Genomic DNA, 16,105 nt, shown 5'->3' on the forward strand with positions numbered 1-16,105 from the left:
ACCTCTTGTTGACGATTATTGTAAACTTCGACACTGCCTAGCTAAAGTTTTGAAGGAAAAAAAATAGCCTTTATTTCTCAACTCGAGGAAATAAAGGCTATGTTTGCACATAAAAAAACTATTTTCGCTTGACAGTTTTTAGATAATTGACAGCTTAATAGATTATTACCTAAGTTTCCCCTCGTTCAAGTTTTAGCACTAAATAGCATAGGTATGTTGACCAGCTTCGTTAAAAAAGACCTTCTTCCGATCTTTCCTGTTGACCCATTGGCGTCTCTCGACGTTTTTGGGCAGAAGCGTTTCTCTACTTAGGAGCCTCACCTAACAGAATACTTTAAGTGTTTATTAGATTAATTAAAATATATGTTTTTGTTGTCGAAATGTCAACAAAATAATTCAACGGTGTACAGAATGTTTTTAAAAAAATTCTCCGTCAGGAAACACACTATTATTTTTTGATAATTCAATCGTTTTATTAAAAATAAAATTATTGTAAAATATATTTATTTTAAAATATTTAGTAGAAATAATGCGATTCGATTGTATAATAAATTGTATAATTTTAAAGTGAAAATGGTGAGGAACACATGCGCGCGTATAATGAAAAAATAAGTATCTATCATGGAATGGTGTCGACCGTTGCATTAAACCTAGCAAGTAACTTTTTCCCGATTTTCGCCATTTCCATTCTGGGAGCCACTAATTATCAAGTTGGTTTAATCAGTTCTCTTCCGCCGCTGGTAGCCTTAATCATGACGATACCAGCTGCGATTCTATTAAATCGCTTAGACGAGCAAAAGAAGACGGTCGCTATGTCAGTTTTAGGAGCGCGGGCACTATTTATCTTGTTAGTTGGTGTTATTTTTATTCCTGCTACTTACCAGGCATGGGCTTTTTTAATGATAATCGCATTGATGAACGTTCCGGGAACGATTTCGAACATCGGCTGGCAAACGCTGATTAGCGGGATGATTCGTGACGAGCGCAGAGGAGCCTTTTTCAGTGACCGCAATCGACTGTTAACCATAGTTGGGATGATTACTACCTTAATTATCGGTGTGGTGATGAAAAAACAAACCGATAATGCAGCTGCTTACCAAGGCTTGTTTTTTCTCGCCTTTATTTTTGGATTAGTAGAAGTATTCTTCCTAATGAAGCATAAGGAAACCGTACAGCCGAAACCGAATAAAGAGAAGAAGAACGCCTCGATGGACTGGTCCATCTTTAAGGATCAGGGGTACAAATGGTTTCTGATTACTGCATTATGCTTTAACTTCTCCTGGCAGATGGCTTGGGGGCTTTTTAATATTTATAATGTGAGGTATGCCCACGCGACCATTCTCTGGATTAGTATTTTTTCCGTTGGCAGTCAGTTGGTGCAAATATTCTCTTTCCCATTATGGAAAAAATGGGCAGAACAGAAATCAAACACATTAATGCTTGTCTGGGTAGCAGCCGGGATGGCTACAGCGCCGTTTTTAACGGTTTTGTCTACTAATCTCATCTATCTAACCTTCGTGCAAATGACATCGGGTTTCTTTGTATCTGGAACAATGCTGTTGTTGTTCAACCTCCTGTTGGAACAATCTCCACAGGAAAAGAGGACATACTGCATTACCACCTATAATGTCCTGTTATCGTTTGTCGCCTTTATGGCACCACAAATTGGAATCTGGCTTTTAGAAACAATCGGAATGCAAAAATCAATGGGCATAATCTCCGTATTTAGATTTATGAGTTCGCTTGTCTTTCTACTCATGTATATTAAATTTATGAAAAGCAAAAAAGGTTTAGGAAAAATGCAAATATAACGATGCTAAGTTTCATATTTTAGAAGGTGAGTTGATTATAATACGGGGGGAGAAACATGATCATAATTAATCATCAACCTGTTAAGCCCGATGAGCTCCTTTCCACTATTTCAAATGCTGAACAGAAAACCATCCTTAAACAAATGGCCGCCTTTAATGAAAATTATCTATATCGCTCTGTTGACCAATTAAAATTTGAACTTCTATTTAGAAGCAATACAATGAAGGCAGCCCGGGAGCTGAACAAAAGCGGTGCGAAGTTTACTACGTATAGCTATGCATTCTGCAATAAGAAGTATTGGGATCGCTTAGGGAACGGCGGCTTCCTTTTAAAGCCTGATGTTCGTCCTTCTGTCGGTATTTTAGACATCATAAAAAATGGAAAACTATACGCCTTTGAATGCTCCACTGGGATTGCCATTGTATTATATATCGCTGCATTATATTCGATGGGAGAAGAGAGGTTTAATATCCTGTTTGCCAGGCTTTACTTGATGGATTGGCAATTTGATGAGGACTTGCCGATTCTGCAGAAATATGGGGATGATTACCTGCCTGGGGATGTCCTGCATTTCAATAATCCCGACTTTGATCCGAAACAGCCATGGTGGCGGGCTGAAAATGTGATTTATTTTGGTGACGATCAATACTATGGACACGGGGTAGGGATCCAAAATGCAAAAGCCATTATTGACTTTTTGAATAAAAAGAGAAAGTCCGAACCGAAGACGTCAGCTTACCTTATGAGTATGATTACAAGACCTCATTATCAATTAATTTTTTACTGAAAAAAACTTGGCGGTGGGGTACTTCCCCTCGCCAAGCTTCTATTTTTTATTTAAGACGGCTGCACCGGCGGTACCAGCTTGATTTCCCGGTTGGCATAAATAGCCTCTATTTCAGCGGATTGCAACAATGTTTGAATCTCATTCGCAGGCAGTTTCATAGCCACTCCATTAAGGGCAGCTGTATAGGCATGGACAATGCGATAGGGAACTTGCTTTTCGCCTAAATACTTTTCCGCATCCTTCCGAAACCGTTCATGACTATCCTTGACGTCCTGTTCCGCTTGTTCCAATGTTAATGGAATTCCACTTGCTTCTGCCAAGGCGACAGCCGTTTTTGCGGGTTTTGTTTTAAAGTGAATAATGATCGTTACCTCTGCCGGGCTATTCATATTAATCTTTGGGTCAATATAAATATTCTGTGTCATTACCTCTTCCCCCTTAGGTTCTTCTTGTTCTACCTTTGGTTTACTCTGCACTTCCTTATCACGTTTAGTTTGTGTAAAAAACACTCCGACGCCTACCAAAGACAGCAGACAAAAAACCAGTAAAACCTTTCCCCCTTTTCGCAAATCCATACCTCCCTTCTATAAATAGGTATAGTTATACGCTACTACTCTTAGCCACTAATTGCAATTTGCTTCCATTATTTTTTTCATAGGGGTTCTATAAAATGAACTGCGGTGTCAGGCACCGCTCGTGGACAAATGTCCGCGTACGGTGGACATCTGTGGTGCCTGACACCCAATTGACCTTAGAAATTGATAAAGGCATCCTTTGCTTTTATTTCTTGTTTTATCATTTTGGTACTTTTTAACCATTCCGCGACCTCTTCCCAGGTTTCTCTGTCTTGGGAACCGAATGGTTTGTCTTTTGCGTCCATCAGCGGGAGGAGGATTTGCAGGCTTTTCGTTTCAATATCCTTTTCCAGTGGGGACGCCTTCTCTTCATGCCCCATTAATATAGACAAGCCTTCTACTGGGTGATCAACAACAAATTTTTGCCCCTTCGTAATGGCAGCGATAAATTTTTTAAATACTTCTGGTTTTGCTTTTAACCCTTTTTCACTAGCGACCAAAACCAATTCATAATAATCCGGAACCCCATAGTCTGCAGGATTTAAGGTTCGCATCGGGTACCCTTCTTTTTCCAACAATAATTTCTCATGATTGATAAATCCACCCATCAGGGCATCGGTTTTTTTCGTTGCCATCGCGGGGATTAAATCCCAGCCGACATCAACCATCTTAACCTTCTTCACATCCCCGCCATCTGACTCCATCATCGTTTGAATAATTGCTTCATCGAGTGGAATTGCTGGATAGCCAACTGTTTTGCCAGTTAAATCCTTCGGAGAATGGATTGGCCCGTCTGTGGGTACCATTAATTGATTTAATGGGTGGCGAACAATTGCAGCAAATGATTGCACCGGAATTTCCTCACCGCGTGCCACCAGCACCTGAGGCTGATAGCTGATCGCCATGTCAATTTTTTCAGCCGCAACAAGTCTAAGGGGATCATTCGTATCAGCCGGCATTTGGATATCCACATCCAGCCCTTGTTCGTTGAAATAGCCCTTTTCAATTGCAACGTATAGGAAGGAGTGCACCGCATTTGGATACCAGTCCAGCATTAAACTCACCTTTTGTAATTTACCCGTACTACCCGAGGTGTTATCGGATGCCCCTTTCCCGCATGCACTTACTAGAAATATTAATAAACAAATCATAATGAAAAAACCTTTTTTCACTGGCGAAGTCATCCTCTCAAGTTGCGAATTTTATTTTTCAATAACTGTTTTTCTATGAAACTAATTAATAAAAACAGCACAATGCCTAGCAATGACAACAGGAATATCGCGGCAAACACGGCATCTGCCTGCAAATTCCCCGACATCCGCCGGCTGAAGTAGCCTAAGCCAACACTTGCACCAAGCCATTCACCAATCGTTGCTCCGACAACACAATAAACGGCAGCCATCTTCAATCCAGACAGGATTGCCGGCAAGGCCATCGGCACTTGAATTTTTTTAAAAATCGCCCAGCGATTAGCACCCATAGTCAACAGTAAGTCGCGGTATTCCGTCCCTCCCGACTTCAGCCCATCATATGTACTTACAACGATTGGAAAAATCGCGATTAAAATCGTCACCGCGATTTTGCTCCAGATTGAATATCCGAACCACATGATAAAGATCGGCGAAATCGCTATCAGCGGGATGGTTTGTGAAATGACTAGGAACGGGTATAATATTTTTTCTAGCGCACGGGAAAAATGCATCCCCGCGCCAAGCAGCAGGCCGCCTGCAAGCGATATTGCAAAACCAATCAAAACTTCTAGGAGGGTTGCCGGCAAATGTTCTTGCAATAGGAGCTGCCTGTTTTCTATAAGTGACCGCCAGATTGCGGAAGGAGACGGTAATATGAAGGGGGGCACCAACCCTTTCCTGACAATCCACTCCCAACCACTAATTAATAGAATTGAAACAAGGATAAACAGGCCATACTCCCCCAGCCATTTTTTCCAGTTAATTTTCATGTTGAATCAAACGCTCCAGTTCTTGTTTCATCGTGATAAACTCCGATTGATAGATTAATTCCGTGCTTCTCGGTCGCGAAAGACTCACCTTTACTTCCTGCAAACTCTCCCGTCCAAGCAAAAAAATCCGGTCGCTTAACAGAATGGCTTCCTCTAAATCATGGGTGATGAACAATACCGTCTTTTGTAATTCGCCCCACAGCCCTAATAACCAACTGTGCATGTTTCGTTTCGTCAGCGAATCGAGTGCCCCAAACGGTTCATCTAGCAATAATAGGTTTTTACCCGTCATGATGGTTCTTAAAAAAGCAGCCCGCTGCCTCATCCCGCCGGAAAGCTCATCCGGATATGCTTTTTCGACTTCTGCCAAGCCAAATCGGGCTAACCATTCTCGAATCAAAGGAATTTTCCGCTGGCTATTTTCTTTCGACACCTCAAGCGGCAGCAAGACGTTGTCTAAAACCGTTCTCCATGGTAAAAGTAAATCCTTTTGCGGCATATAGCCTACTTTGCCTAACCTGTTTCCAGCGTTTTCGCCATTTATTCGGATTTGCCCTTGGTCAGGCTCTAGTAAACCAGTAATTAATTGAAAAAGGGTACTTTTTCCAGAACCGCTTGCACCTATAATAGAAACAAATTCACCGGCTTTTACATCCATTGAGATTTTTTGAAAAATGGATCTAGCGTTTTCAAAAGAGTATGTAAGTTTTTTGATTGATAACATTGATGGGTTAGACAGGCCAATCCTCTCCCTCGTAAGCCATATCCCAGAACATGTATTCAAAGCGGGAGGTCGTCAGGAAATGCTCTTCTAAAATCGCTAACTCCCGTTCTGGCTTTCCTCCTGTCAATTGATCTAACAACTCAATCAGCCAAATGGCTAGTGAACCAAATTCGTTTGAGGAATACATTTTTATCCAATCACCAAGAGTGGATGTTCACTAGCAGTTGGATAGTTATCTGCTAGCATCTTACTAATCTCCCAATAGCTCCATATGCAAGGAAACAGCGCGGAGGTTAATTCCTCAAGCGTCCCGTTTTGAGCGACATTCAGCATATACCGTGTATAGGCTAAGTTGATGGGATATGGCTTTGTTTCCTCCAGCTGTTGTCGGGTAATGCCGAATTTGGCAGCGTACCCTCTGTGCAATTCCATTTCTCTGTGCAATGTTTCATGGAGCAGCTTTGCAAAAACTGCCATTGTGTCGAGGTCCCTTGCTTTAACCGAACCCAATGCAAACAGCTTGGAATAGTCGATTAAAAACACGTAATCCTGCTTCATATACCGGATGAATGATTCCACAGGGAGGACGCCCTTGCCAATCCCGACAACAAAGGGGTGCTGATGAGTTTTCTCCCAAATTTCTTTTACCTTTTCATGTAGTCACAGCGAAAATTTCATGATAACTCCCCCATTTTGTGCGTTTAACTTCTAATATTGCTTCTCCATGCACCGAATTTCCGAAAAATCTCAATTGTTCTAACGACCTAATCCGTCTATCGGCGAATTTTGAGGTCCTATCGGCGAATTTGTCGTTTCTATCGGCGAATTTTGAGGTCCTATCGGCGAATCTGCACATCCAACCATATTTTAACGTGTGCTTAGTTTTTAATTGAATGACCTGCCTTGATTAAAACTTTCTTTCTTAAAAAAATCGTTAAAATCACCAACCCCAACAGAGCTCCGGCGAACGAGCTAAAGATAAATAAGGGGATGAATCCAAAAAGGGTTGCTTCTTTTCCAAGTAAAAGTGTTGCAACAGGCTAACAGAGAATCGCACCGATAATTCCCGTTCCAATTACTTCGCCAATGAAAGCAAAATAGATTTTTCTAGTTTTTAAAAATAATATCGATGCGAGCAATGCCCCGACCATACTTCCGGGAAAGGCAAACATGGAACCGGTTCCCATCATATTTCTGAGCAGGGAGACACAAAAGGCTTGAGCGACAGCGTAAAAGGGACCTAATAACACTGCTGACAAAACGTTTAGAAAATGCTGTATTGGAAAGACCTTTGTAAATCCAATCGGAATAGATACCATGGAACTGGAAATCGTGCCAATTGCAATCATCATTGCCGTAAGCGTCAGTTTATACGTTTTGTTCATTTCATTTTTCCTCCCCAACAATGTTTCTTAATACACGTGCTGCATCCATTGGTGAATCTGCCTGGCTGATGGCAGTAATCACGGAAACGCCATCTGCTCCAGCTTTAATGACAGAAGCAGCATTTTCACTTGTGATTCCGCCGATACCCACAATCGGAACGGTGTAACCCTCGTTTCTTAATGCTTGAATGAGTGTTGTCCCACGCGACGGCTTTGCATCCAACTTCGTTTTTGTCGGAAAAACAGGTCCAATCCCGAAATAATCAGCCCCATCCCTTAGGGCGATCATTGCCTCTTCATTGGTATGTACAGAAACACCAAGGATCTTATCGCCAATCCTTTCCCTCACTAATTTCACTGGCTCATCCTCCTGCCCGATATGAACACCATCTGCCTCAATCTCTAGTGCTAGTTCAATATCATCATTGACAATGAAAGGAATCTGGTGCTCTTGGCAGATTGCCTGGAGTTCTTTGGCAAGTGCGCGCTTTTCAACTCCCGTTAATGCCCCTTCTCCCTTTTCACGGAACTGAAAAAGGGTAATTCCACCTGCGATGGCTTCCTCTAATACTTGTTTTGGATTTTTCCTGCAGTTCGTACTGCCCATGATAAAATAAACACTTAATGCCTCACGCAAGTCTTTCATGACCCAGCCAACTCCTTTATGTATTTTCTTTTTCGATAGGCCCAGTGGTTTGTGGGTCCATTTCCCTGACCAATCACTAATTCATCTTCAATTGCTGCTTGAATAAAATCCTTCGCTGTTAAAACAGCTTGATAAACGTTGGAGCCTTTAGCCAATTCAGCAGTAATGACGGATGAGAAAGTGCATCCTGTTCCATGTGTATTCTTTGTTTGGATACGCTTACTTGTAAAAGTGTAGAACTCGGCACCATCAAATAATAAATCTGTTGATTCAGATTTATTTTCATCATGACCGCCTTTAATAACGATATTTTTCACACCTATTTCATAAAGTCGTTTGGCTGCCTCCTTCTTATCACCATATGTCCGAATCACCATGCCAGTCAGCACTTCCGCCTCAGGAATATTCGGAGTCACCACTTTAGCCAGCGGCAATAAATTCTTTTTCATAGAAAAAATGGCTTCCTGCTGGAGCAAGGAGGCACCGCCTTTTGCAATCATCACAGGGTCAACAACCACGTTCTCCCATTGATATTTTACGAGTTGTTCCGAAACGGCCTCGATGATTTCTGCGCTAAAAAGCATTCCTGTTTTCACCGCGTCTGCACCGATATCCTCCCCGATGGCCTCAATCTGTTTGGCAACTGCCTCAACCGTCATCGGATATACCGCATGAACTCCCAATGTATTTTGGGCCGTGATAGCAGTTAAAGCCGACATGCCGTAAACCTCTAATTCTTGAAATGTTTTCAAATCAGCCTGAATCCCAGCCCCGCCGCCCGAATCGGAACCCGCAATTGTTAATGCCTTTTTCATATTACATTCCTCCGCTCATTTTATTAAATAAAGCATATAAATTAACTTCATCTCCCGAAACCAATGACAATTGATTTAAAAATTCGATTTGGAAACTGCCCGGCCCCAGCTCCGCTGTTTTCTCGGCTGCCTGTTCCGCCGCAATGCCATAGTAAGCTAGAGCAGCTACAGATGCCGTGAGCAGATCCTTTTCCACTCCCGCAAAAGCTCCAATTACAGAAGTTAATAGGCAGCCGGTACCTGTTACTTTTGTCAAAATCGGGTGTCCATTGGCAACTGTATATGTCGTTTCCCCGTCTGACACGACATCCTCCTTTCCGGTTACGACGACGACACAATTTAATTTTTGGGCAGCGGTGGTGGCGAGATCAAGGAGGTTCCCTTTTGCATCTCCTGCATCAACGCCCTTAATTTCCCAATCCTCGCCAACAACATTGGCGATTTCGGCCCCATTCCCTCTAATCACTGAAACATTGACTTCGTTCATGATTTTTTGTGCGGTTTCGGTTCGATACCTGGTAGCACCCGCGCCAACCGGGTCAAAAATGACTGGAATATCGTGCTTATTAGCGGCATTTCCAGCCAGGATCATTGCCTCCACCGACTGTGGGTTTAACGTTCCAATATTCAAAACTAGTGAACTAGCAATCTGTGCCATATCTGCTGCCTCTTCGATGGCGTTGGCCATGACTGGTGATGCACCGAGGGCAAGAAGCCCATTTGCCGTAAAATTCGTGACGACAACATTTGTTATGTTATGGACAAGCGGGTTTACCTTTCTTACTTTTTGTAAAGTCTCAGATAATTTGATTTTTTCCATTTTAATCTCTCCCTTTTTTAAAAATAAAAAAACCAGATCCCCCAAAAAGGACCTGGTTAGTAAGCATGAGAATAAAATCACTTCACTCGACTACTTTCCTACGCTGGTATTACCCAGATCAGGTCCGAAGGGTTAAAAACTAAACGTTTTCTCTCAGCCTGAATACAGGGCACCCCTAGTAGATACATCACATATTAAATTATGTTCATATTAGCGCTAAATAAATTGGATGTAAAGGAAATTATTCCAATGATTAAGCTCTTTTGGGAAAAAGCTTAAAAACATTGCAGGATAAAACTAACATTTTCGAACCGTTTATTTTTAAAATCGTCTTTGTTCATGCAGTCGCCTTGATTAGAAACCTATTTCATCATATTAAGTTTCATCCTTTAGCTATATATCCATTTCCTTTTTTAGCTTTTCGCGAAATCCATAAGCTCTTTTAGTTCATTTGTAAACCCCTTAACCGCACGATGATCAACCACTGTAACTGGGACACCCATAAAACCAAGTTTCTCCACTTCCTTTTGATATTGAGAATTGGCAAACACGTTTCTGGTTTCAAATGGAATCCCTTCCTGTGTTAGTACTTTTTTGACCATATCGCATTCTATGCAGTCATTTGTCGTATAAACGATAACCTGTTTTTTCATTTTTCATTTTCCACTCTTTCTAAGTTTTTCGTATGTTATGCAGGAAATTGGGAATGCCACTCCTTAACTCGATAATTGTCAGTTCTTGCGCTTTCCCAAGCAATATTTACATTATAAACGATGACCAATAAAATACTATATTAGCAGTACAAAAGAAACAAATCACATCAAATTCTCGAGGATCACTCGAATAAATTACAAAAAAAACCAAAATGTCCACCTGGGGTGGACATTTTGCCGAAAGTGTCTTTTTGTGGTGCCTGACACCCCTTCTTTTAACCGTTTTGGCAGTTTTCATGTATGGGCTGGTATATTTTTTTGATAAATTTATTCATTAAATCCGGCAGTATTCTTTTACGTCTTGTCACTAGGGCAGTGACCATCGCCTTTTTTTCATCCTTTGACACATTCCAGTCATCAGGGATTACTTCAACGATTTCCTCTATTAATAAAATGGGAATGGTTTGAATTAACTCCAATTGCTCGATAAATTGTGTCTCATCCTCAATAAAGGAAGCCATTATTTGATGGGTTGTACTTTTTAGCAATTCAGTCGGGAGAGTTTCTAGATCAAATTGATTCCAGCTATAGGATCCGAAAATTTCGGCCTGGTCAATAATCGCTAACCGATAAGAATTCGCGGTTTCTTCTCGCAAAAGAATGTTCTTCCTCGTGCGGTCCCGATTACAAAGCCAGTAATCTAATAGAATGATTCCTGCTAACGTCTGGTGATTGATAATCTGGCTAACATTGGAAACCTGATGTCCATCCAAACAATTGGGAATATACAACGAAGCAAATTGATGTTGTGCAAGGCTCATCTCACTAAGCTCTGGCACTTGTGCAGAGAATTCTGGTGGAATTTCGATTATTTTCGCAAAGGGAATCGGGAGTCCAAGGTATCTTCCTAAGCCATATCCGACCCATTCATTTGGTAATGATTTTTCAAAACCAGGCTGAAAATATTTCACGACATAGTCTTTACCATCACTAAAAGTGATTAAATGAGCATTCGATTTTCCTTCTAGTTTCCTAAGATAAGTAAGGGGTTCGATCATTAAGGCTTCACCTCGTCATGACCAAGAGTATCCGCCTTGACTAATTTTTGCAATAAGCGAATATATTGTTCCGCTACCACTTGAATCGCGAACATCTCTTCCACCCTTTGAATGGCAGCCTGTGACATTTGTTGATGGATTTCTGGTTCGTTGATAATACCATAAATTTGATTGACAGCATCCTCGACATTTTGTCCTCGATAAAGCAGTCCTGTTTCACCATTTACGATAAGTTCGTTAATTGGCATAATATTGGAGGCAACTACAGGCACACCGCATACCATTGATTCGATAAAGGTATTGCCGAATGATTCTGCTTTCGTAGTGGCGAGTGTGCAGCCGCCTGATTGACGTATTTTTGCATATACATGAGGCATTTGCTGATAGGGAATGACAGGGAACCACTTGATAATTTCAGTGAGTTCCTCCTCTTGCCATACAGCGGCGAATTCTTCACGCTGGACACTTTGCGCTCCGCCAATGACCCAAATTTCAATATCATCACGTTCGCTGTTTATCTTTTTGGCGACCTCAATCAACATTGGCCAGTTTTTCCGTTTGTCCAGACGGCCAATCCAGCCGATGATCTTTTTACCGGTGGGAAGTTTGGGTATGCTCTCGTAATCAATTTCCTCATTCGATAAGGCTCGGAAAAAAGACGTATCAACGCCATTATGGATAACGTGGATAGGGATGTCCTCAGTAAGAATAGAAACCAAACGCCTTTGATATTGTGAAGGAACGATAATTAGTTCCGGCTGAATTCCATTGAAGGTTTTTAAATGGGGCTGAAGCTTGATCAGCTCAGGTGTGCGAGCTTCAATTAAAACGGGACCCTTATATTTGGCCTTTCGAATCCATTTATAGGCGGCCCCCGTGTCGACGACTATGATGGCATCATAGGCATTGTCCTTGATAATGTTAATAATCTCGTTTTTATCTTTTGTTAAATAAACTTTAGCGACATCCTGCATAATATGGAGCCCGCCGTGGTCGGTCGTATAAAGAAACTCAGTTTCAATTCCCTTCTTTTTAAAATAAATCGAACGATTTCGCCATCCGGCATTGACACCGCCAACAGTGAGCAGCCGCCAGATTACAAGTACTTTCATTTTGTCAGCTCCTTGTATTATTGGGTTCCCCTCCTCATTGAGAATGGCTTTTGTGTTTTGCCTGTCATCTTAATAATGGTCAATTTCCCCAGGCTCTGCAGGTAATTTATTTGTGGTGCCGGCTTTTGCGCTTACCAACTGTACGTACACGGTGTCTATCCCCTTCATACCGTTTTCCACCATGGTGATGTTTATCATGAGAGCGCCGGGTTTCCCCTTCATACCGTCTTTCTTGTTTACGGCCTTTGTCCCTGTCTCGATCCCTATCTCGATCTCTGCCTCGATCTCTGCCTCGATCCCTGCCTTGTTTTAGTTCCTGCTCAAGTGAATCCCAATATTGATCGATTTTTTCCATTACAGCTTCAGGGTCCTTTCCGCGAGCAAGCATCGTTTTGACCCATTCTTCCTTGAACACCTTTTGAACTAAGCCTTGTAATTGATTAACGTATTTTTGCTCATCCTCGGTTGTTAACAACTTTTTACTGAGATTTTTCAATGTCTCTTTGTTAGGCTTTTCCGGTAGTAGTACTTGGTAAATTTGATGGGATATCTCTTCCAGCCGGATGTAGTGCAGCCATTCCTCGTATAACTCGGGAGCCAATTCTTGAACATGTGTTAAAAATAATGCTTTATTTTCTTCCCCTAATGAATTCAATAATTTCCTTGGATACGGATAAACACGGTCGCGCCAAACCGTTCTGGCCACATCAATCACTTTTAAGCTGCCATCTTCTTGGACGTAAATTTGCCGCTTATGATGATCAATCCGTTCAAAACCGATTTCTTTAAATGTGATTAACATCTCAATTAGTTTGGAAGAAAGTGCCCGTGTTAGTGGCTGGGATTGCAGGTATTCACGCACATCGACCCCTCTAATAATATCCATCGCAATATAGAGCGGCCCTTTTGCATGTATTTTCGGAAAAAGCTCTGTCTTCTGTCCTAGCGATAAGGCATAGTGTTCCCGGTCACAATCTTCAGCATTACCAAACACTTTCACGCAAATATCGTCAGAAACTTGAAAAACCGCTCCTTGACGGCCTTTACCGAGCATGATTAGAGGAGTATTATTCTCTACTTCCACGTCCGCGTTTGCCACATTTAGAACTCGGATATCTTTTGTCCAATCTTTCAGTTGATTAATATCCATATTAACCTCCTTTAATACTAAATTAATTAGCAGACAATCGTTGTCCAATTGCTAATCGTAAGCTAATTAACTAATTCCGTTTTTCTTCTGACCTGACCAAAAGATTGTCTGATAAAAACCTATCATTTTTCGGTCTTGTCCTCTTTTATATTTAATTCATGAATGTAAGAAAATGTATAGGCATGCGGCTACAATACGAAAAAACTATAAGATGCATCTTTTTCGCACCCAGCCCTATATCGATACAAAAAGCCACCGTTCGAGAATTTCGAACGGTGGCTGCTATTTTAGCGGCGTTGAGACCGACTATCATATGTGGTGCCTGACACCACCCACTACCGCAACATTATCCCTGTTAAAAAGGTTAAAAATACGTGGGTGCCGAGTTTGACGGTTGGCTGGACTTGTGTGTCCTTGAGCGGATCGAGGCAGACGATGTCCATGGCGTTGACTTTTGGATGTCTGGCGGCTGCCAGTACTCCATCCAGCAGTTCAGCGGTTGTCATGCCCCCCGGCGTTGAGGCCGGTACCCCTGGGGCATACGCGATATCAAGGACATCCATATCCACTGTTAAGTAAATCGTATCCACTTTTGCTGCCAGCTCCGCTAAACATTGGCGGACAGTTTCTTCAATTCCTTTTTTCCTTGCATTTCGAAGAGTAATATAGTTGACGCCGTGTTCATCGGCGTACTGCTTTAAATCCTTTGTGTTAAAAAATCCATGCAGGCCGATATTGTACATATCAGTGCCCTTGACAACACCGCTTTCAATCAAATTACGCATCGGTGTGCCGTTCGAGGGTCCATTATCGGTCATATCTCGTAAATCAAAATGAGTGTCAAACTGGAGGATGCCGATTTTTTCAGCAGGCTTCGCTTGACGCAAGCCCTTGACCATCATCGCAGTAATCGAATGATCGCCGCCAATCGCACAAACCTTGGCGCCTTCAAAATGGTGATGAAGTGCCGCAGATGCCTCGATGATATTCTCATGACAGCGCCGGATATCTGTAACGTGCATGGGAACATCACCAGCATCCACCGCAATCCTCTCCGACAAATCAACGTCTTCGTCCAGATTATAGGTTGTAAAACCCTTCCAAGCGCGGCGGAAGGCGTCCGGAAATTCGGATGCCCCCGAAGCGCTGATTGATGAACGGGAAAGCGGGACTCCGACAACTACGAAATCGACATTACTTGTCTCTGGGGCTGGGCCAGTAGTCAAGGGTTGAATCCATTCGTGCACTTTGGAAACTTCAGCCCCTTGTTCCGGCCTCACCCATGTAAAGCTCGCTGGATTTAGTTTAGAATAGAGAAAGCTCTTCAATTAACTGCCCTCCCCTGACAACCACCTGACCATTTTTCACAACGGTATCCGTATGATTTACTCCATAGGAGTATTGAAGTTTCATATAATTCTCGACGTTAAAAATCGTCACGTCGCCTTTTTTGCCGGCTTCTAAACTGCCAATTTCGCCGCCTCGGTTTATCGCATGTGCTGCATTAATCGTCGTTGCCGTGATAACTTCTGCAGGTGTCATCCCCATTTTTAAACAGCCAAGATTCATGATAAATGGCAGCGATACTGTCGGTGATGAGCCGGGATTACAATCGGTGGACAATGCCACTGGCACCCCTAAATCAACCATTTTCCGGCCATTCGCAGACTCTGCCATTAAAAAGTAAGCCGTTCCAGGGAGCAAGACACCGACTACCCCCTTCTCAGCCATCGCCTGCATTCCTTTTTCCGATGCTTTTAATAAATGGTCAGCAGATACCGCACCAACTTCGGCGGCAAGTTCTGCCCCTTCATATGGTTCAATTTCATCGGCATGGATTTTCGCCAGCAGCCCGTGGCGCTTGCCCGCCTCCAGAATCCTCCTGGATTGCTCCGGTGTAAACACACCATGTTCACAGAAGACATCGTTAAATTCCGCAAGCCCTAGTTCTGCCACCTTCGGAATCATTTCCTCAATCAGGAGCCGGACAAATTCATCTGGCTGATCCTTATATTCCTTCGGGATCGCATGAGCCCCCATAAAGGTCGGAACAATATCGACCACATGCTTTTCATTCAGCTGCTTTACCACTTCCAGCTGCTTAAGCTCGGTTTCCCATTCCATTCCATAACCGCTTTTTGCTTCCACCGTCGTTACGCCATGACGCAAGAATTGATTCAGTCGTTCGTAGCTTTCTTGAAAAAGTTCTTCATGTGTCGCCGCCTGCGTCCGTCTTGTCGTCGCATGGATGCCGCCGCCCGCGTTCATAATCTCCATATAGGTAGAACCTTGCAGGCGCATGTTAAACTCATTTTCCCTGCTCCCTGCAAAAACAAGATGGGTATGCGGGTCAACAAGACCTGGTGTCACAAGCTTTCCGCTCGCATCGACTACTTCCGCTTCTGCCAAACGAGCTTCATACTTTGCAAGCAGTTCCGCGTCCCTACCAACCGCCTGTATGACGCCGTCCTCAATCCAGATACTGCCCTGCTCAATGATGCCAAGCTCAGACATCTCACCCTTTACAAGGGGAGCATGGGAGCTCCCCTGTAAAGTGACAAGCTGATTCGCGTTTCTGATAAAAATGGCTTTACTCACTTCCAACATC

At 42.6% G+C, this 16,105-nt stretch carries 15 protein-coding genes, 2 pseudogenes and 2 riboswitches; of the genes and pseudogenes, 2 read left to right on the plus strand and 15 right to left on the minus strand.

The genetic code is table 11. The features are described from left to right. Positions 1-170: 170 nt before the first annotated feature. A riboswitch (M-box (ykoK) riboswitch) is annotated at positions 171-336 on the minus strand. A 251-nt stretch (positions 337-587) separates the two neighbouring features. Then, complete coding sequence (locus tag ACIQCO_RS17685; RefSeq protein ID WP_400430680.1) at positions 588-1,811, plus strand: MFS transporter; 1,224 nt, start codon at positions 588-590, stop codon at positions 1,809-1,811. Between the two features lie 56 nt (positions 1,812-1,867). Then, positions 1,868-2,599: a protein-glutamine gamma-glutamyltransferase gene (locus tag ACIQCO_RS17690; RefSeq protein ID WP_400430682.1), complete on the plus strand. Its 732-nt coding sequence runs from the start codon at positions 1,868-1,870 to the stop codon at positions 2,597-2,599. A 50-nt stretch (positions 2,600-2,649) separates the two neighbouring features. Here the strand turns inward: ACIQCO_RS17690 and ACIQCO_RS17695 are convergent, their stop codons facing one another. From ACIQCO_RS17695 to hutI, 15 genes and pseudogenes are all read right to left on the minus strand, one after another. Further along, a complete protein-coding gene (locus tag ACIQCO_RS17695; protein ID WP_400430684.1) occupies positions 2,650-3,024 on the minus strand; it encodes a protease inhibitor I9 family protein in 375 nt (124 codons plus the stop codon). Between the two features lie 326 nt (positions 3,025-3,350). Continuing rightward, entirely contained in the window at positions 3,351-4,358 is a 1,008-nt protein-coding gene (locus ACIQCO_RS17700) for an ABC transporter substrate-binding protein (RefSeq protein ID WP_400430686.1), read from the minus strand. Further along, positions 4,355-5,134, minus strand: coding sequence for an ABC transporter permease (locus tag ACIQCO_RS17705; protein WP_400430688.1), 780 nt, complete (start codon positions 5,132-5,134; stop codon positions 4,355-4,357). Before ACIQCO_RS17705 ends, ACIQCO_RS17700 begins: the two co-directional genes overlap by 4 nt. After that, a complete protein-coding gene (locus ACIQCO_RS17710) occupies positions 5,124-5,858 on the minus strand; it encodes an ABC transporter ATP-binding protein (protein WP_400430690.1) in 735 nt (244 codons plus the stop codon). The genes ACIQCO_RS17705 and ACIQCO_RS17710 overlap by 11 nt, the downstream gene beginning before the upstream one ends. 7 nt (positions 5,859-5,865) lie before the next feature. After that, positions 5,866-6,497 (minus strand): annotated as a pseudogene (tenA, locus tag ACIQCO_RS17715) (thiaminase II). Positions 6,498-6,736: 239 nt separating this feature from the next. Next, a pseudogene (thiW, locus tag ACIQCO_RS17720) lies at positions 6,737-7,243 on the minus strand (energy coupling factor transporter S component ThiW). A 1-nt stretch (position 7,244) separates the two neighbouring features. Beyond that, a complete protein-coding gene (gene thiE / locus ACIQCO_RS17725) occupies positions 7,245-7,889 on the minus strand; it encodes a thiamine phosphate synthase (RefSeq protein ID WP_400430692.1) in 645 nt (214 codons plus the stop codon). Further along, positions 7,886-8,704 carry a bifunctional hydroxymethylpyrimidine kinase/phosphomethylpyrimidine kinase gene (gene thiD, locus ACIQCO_RS17730; RefSeq protein WP_400430695.1) on the minus strand — a complete coding sequence of 273 codons (819 nt, stop codon included), beginning with the start codon at positions 8,702-8,704 and terminating at the stop codon, positions 7,886-7,888. Before thiD ends, thiE begins: the two co-directional genes overlap by 4 nt. A 1-nt stretch (position 8,705) precedes the next feature. Beyond that, positions 8,706-9,524: a hydroxyethylthiazole kinase gene (gene thiM / locus ACIQCO_RS17735; RefSeq protein ID WP_400430697.1), complete on the minus strand. Its 819-nt coding sequence runs from the start codon at positions 9,522-9,524 to the stop codon at positions 8,706-8,708. Between the two features lie 78 nt (positions 9,525-9,602). Further along, positions 9,603-9,711: riboswitch (TPP riboswitch) on the minus strand. Between the two features lie 226 nt (positions 9,712-9,937). Then, on the minus strand, positions 9,938-10,177 hold the full coding sequence (locus ACIQCO_RS17740) for a glutaredoxin family protein (protein ID WP_400430699.1): 240 nt from the start codon (positions 10,175-10,177) through the stop codon (positions 9,938-9,940). A 275-nt stretch (positions 10,178-10,452) separates the two neighbouring features. After that, a complete protein-coding gene (locus ACIQCO_RS17745) occupies positions 10,453-11,235 on the minus strand; it encodes a HipA family kinase (RefSeq protein ID WP_400430701.1) in 783 nt (260 codons plus the stop codon). Then, a complete protein-coding gene (locus ACIQCO_RS17750; protein ID WP_400430703.1) occupies positions 11,235-12,347 on the minus strand; it encodes a glycosyltransferase family 4 protein in 1,113 nt (370 codons plus the stop codon). The genes ACIQCO_RS17745 and ACIQCO_RS17750 overlap by 1 nt, the downstream gene beginning before the upstream one ends. 106 nt (positions 12,348-12,453) lie before the next feature. Next, positions 12,454-13,497 (minus strand): hypothetical protein, encoded by a 1,044-nt coding sequence (locus ACIQCO_RS17755; RefSeq protein ID WP_400430705.1) that lies wholly within the window; start codon positions 13,495-13,497, stop codon positions 12,454-12,456. A gap of 335 nt (positions 13,498-13,832) precedes the next feature. Beyond that, positions 13,833-14,825 (minus strand): agmatinase family protein, encoded by a 993-nt coding sequence (locus ACIQCO_RS17760; RefSeq protein WP_400430707.1) that lies wholly within the window; start codon positions 14,823-14,825, stop codon positions 13,833-13,835. Beyond that, the gene (hutI, locus tag ACIQCO_RS17765) at positions 14,803-16,095 is read right to left on the minus strand and encodes an imidazolonepropionase (RefSeq protein ID WP_400430709.1); all 1,293 of its coding nucleotides are present in this window, start codon (positions 16,093-16,095) and stop codon (positions 14,803-14,805) included. The genes ACIQCO_RS17760 and hutI overlap by 23 nt, the downstream gene beginning before the upstream one ends. Positions 16,096-16,105: the final 10 nt, after the last annotated feature.

It is taken from the genome of Neobacillus sp. NPDC093127, assembly GCF_044754175.1.
In the GTDB taxonomy this organism is placed as follows: Bacteria; Bacillota; Bacilli; order Bacillales; family Cytobacillaceae; genus Neobacillus.

Bases quoted from the DNA above. Each gene is read 5' to 3' on its own strand.
- thiM (WP_400430697.1), bottom strand. From the start codon at position 9,524: ATGGAAAAAATCAAATTATCTGAGACTTTACAAAAAGTAAGAAAGGTA.
- ACIQCO_RS17745 (WP_400430701.1), bottom strand. From the start codon at position 11,235: ATGATCGAACCCCTTACTTATCTTAGGAAACTAGAAGGAAAATCGAAT.
- ACIQCO_RS17685 (WP_400430680.1), top strand. From the start codon at position 588: ATGCGCGCGTATAATGAAAAAATAAGTATCTATCATGGAATGGTGTCG.
- ACIQCO_RS17755 (WP_400430705.1), bottom strand. From the start codon at position 13,497: ATGGATATTAATCAACTGAAAGATTGGACAAAAGATATCCGAGTTCTA.
- ACIQCO_RS17705 (WP_400430688.1), bottom strand. From the start codon at position 5,134: ATGAAAATTAACTGGAAAAAATGGCTGGGGGAGTATGGCCTGTTTATC.
- thiE (WP_400430692.1), bottom strand. From the start codon at position 7,889: ATGAAAGACTTGCGTGAGGCATTAAGTGTTTATTTTATCATGGGCAGT.
- ACIQCO_RS17740 (WP_400430699.1), bottom strand. From the start codon at position 10,177: ATGAAAAAACAGGTTATCGTTTATACGACAAATGACTGCATAGAATGC.
- ACIQCO_RS17695 (WP_400430684.1), bottom strand. From the start codon at position 3,024: ATGACACAGAATATTTATATTGACCCAAAGATTAATATGAATAGCCCG.
- thiD (WP_400430695.1), bottom strand. From the start codon at position 8,704: ATGAAAAAGGCATTAACAATTGCGGGTTCCGATTCGGGCGGCGGGGCT.
- ACIQCO_RS17710 (WP_400430690.1), bottom strand. From the start codon at position 5,858: ATGTTATCAATCAAAAAACTTACATACTCTTTTGAAAACGCTAGATCC.
- ACIQCO_RS17700 (WP_400430686.1), bottom strand. From the start codon at position 4,358: ATGACTTCGCCAGTGAAAAAAGGTTTTTTCATTATGATTTGTTTATTA.
- ACIQCO_RS17690 (WP_400430682.1), top strand. From the start codon at position 1,868: ATGATCATAATTAATCATCAACCTGTTAAGCCCGATGAGCTCCTTTCC.
- ACIQCO_RS17750 (WP_400430703.1), bottom strand. From the start codon at position 12,347: ATGAAAGTACTTGTAATCTGGCGGCTGCTCACTGTTGGCGGTGTCAAT.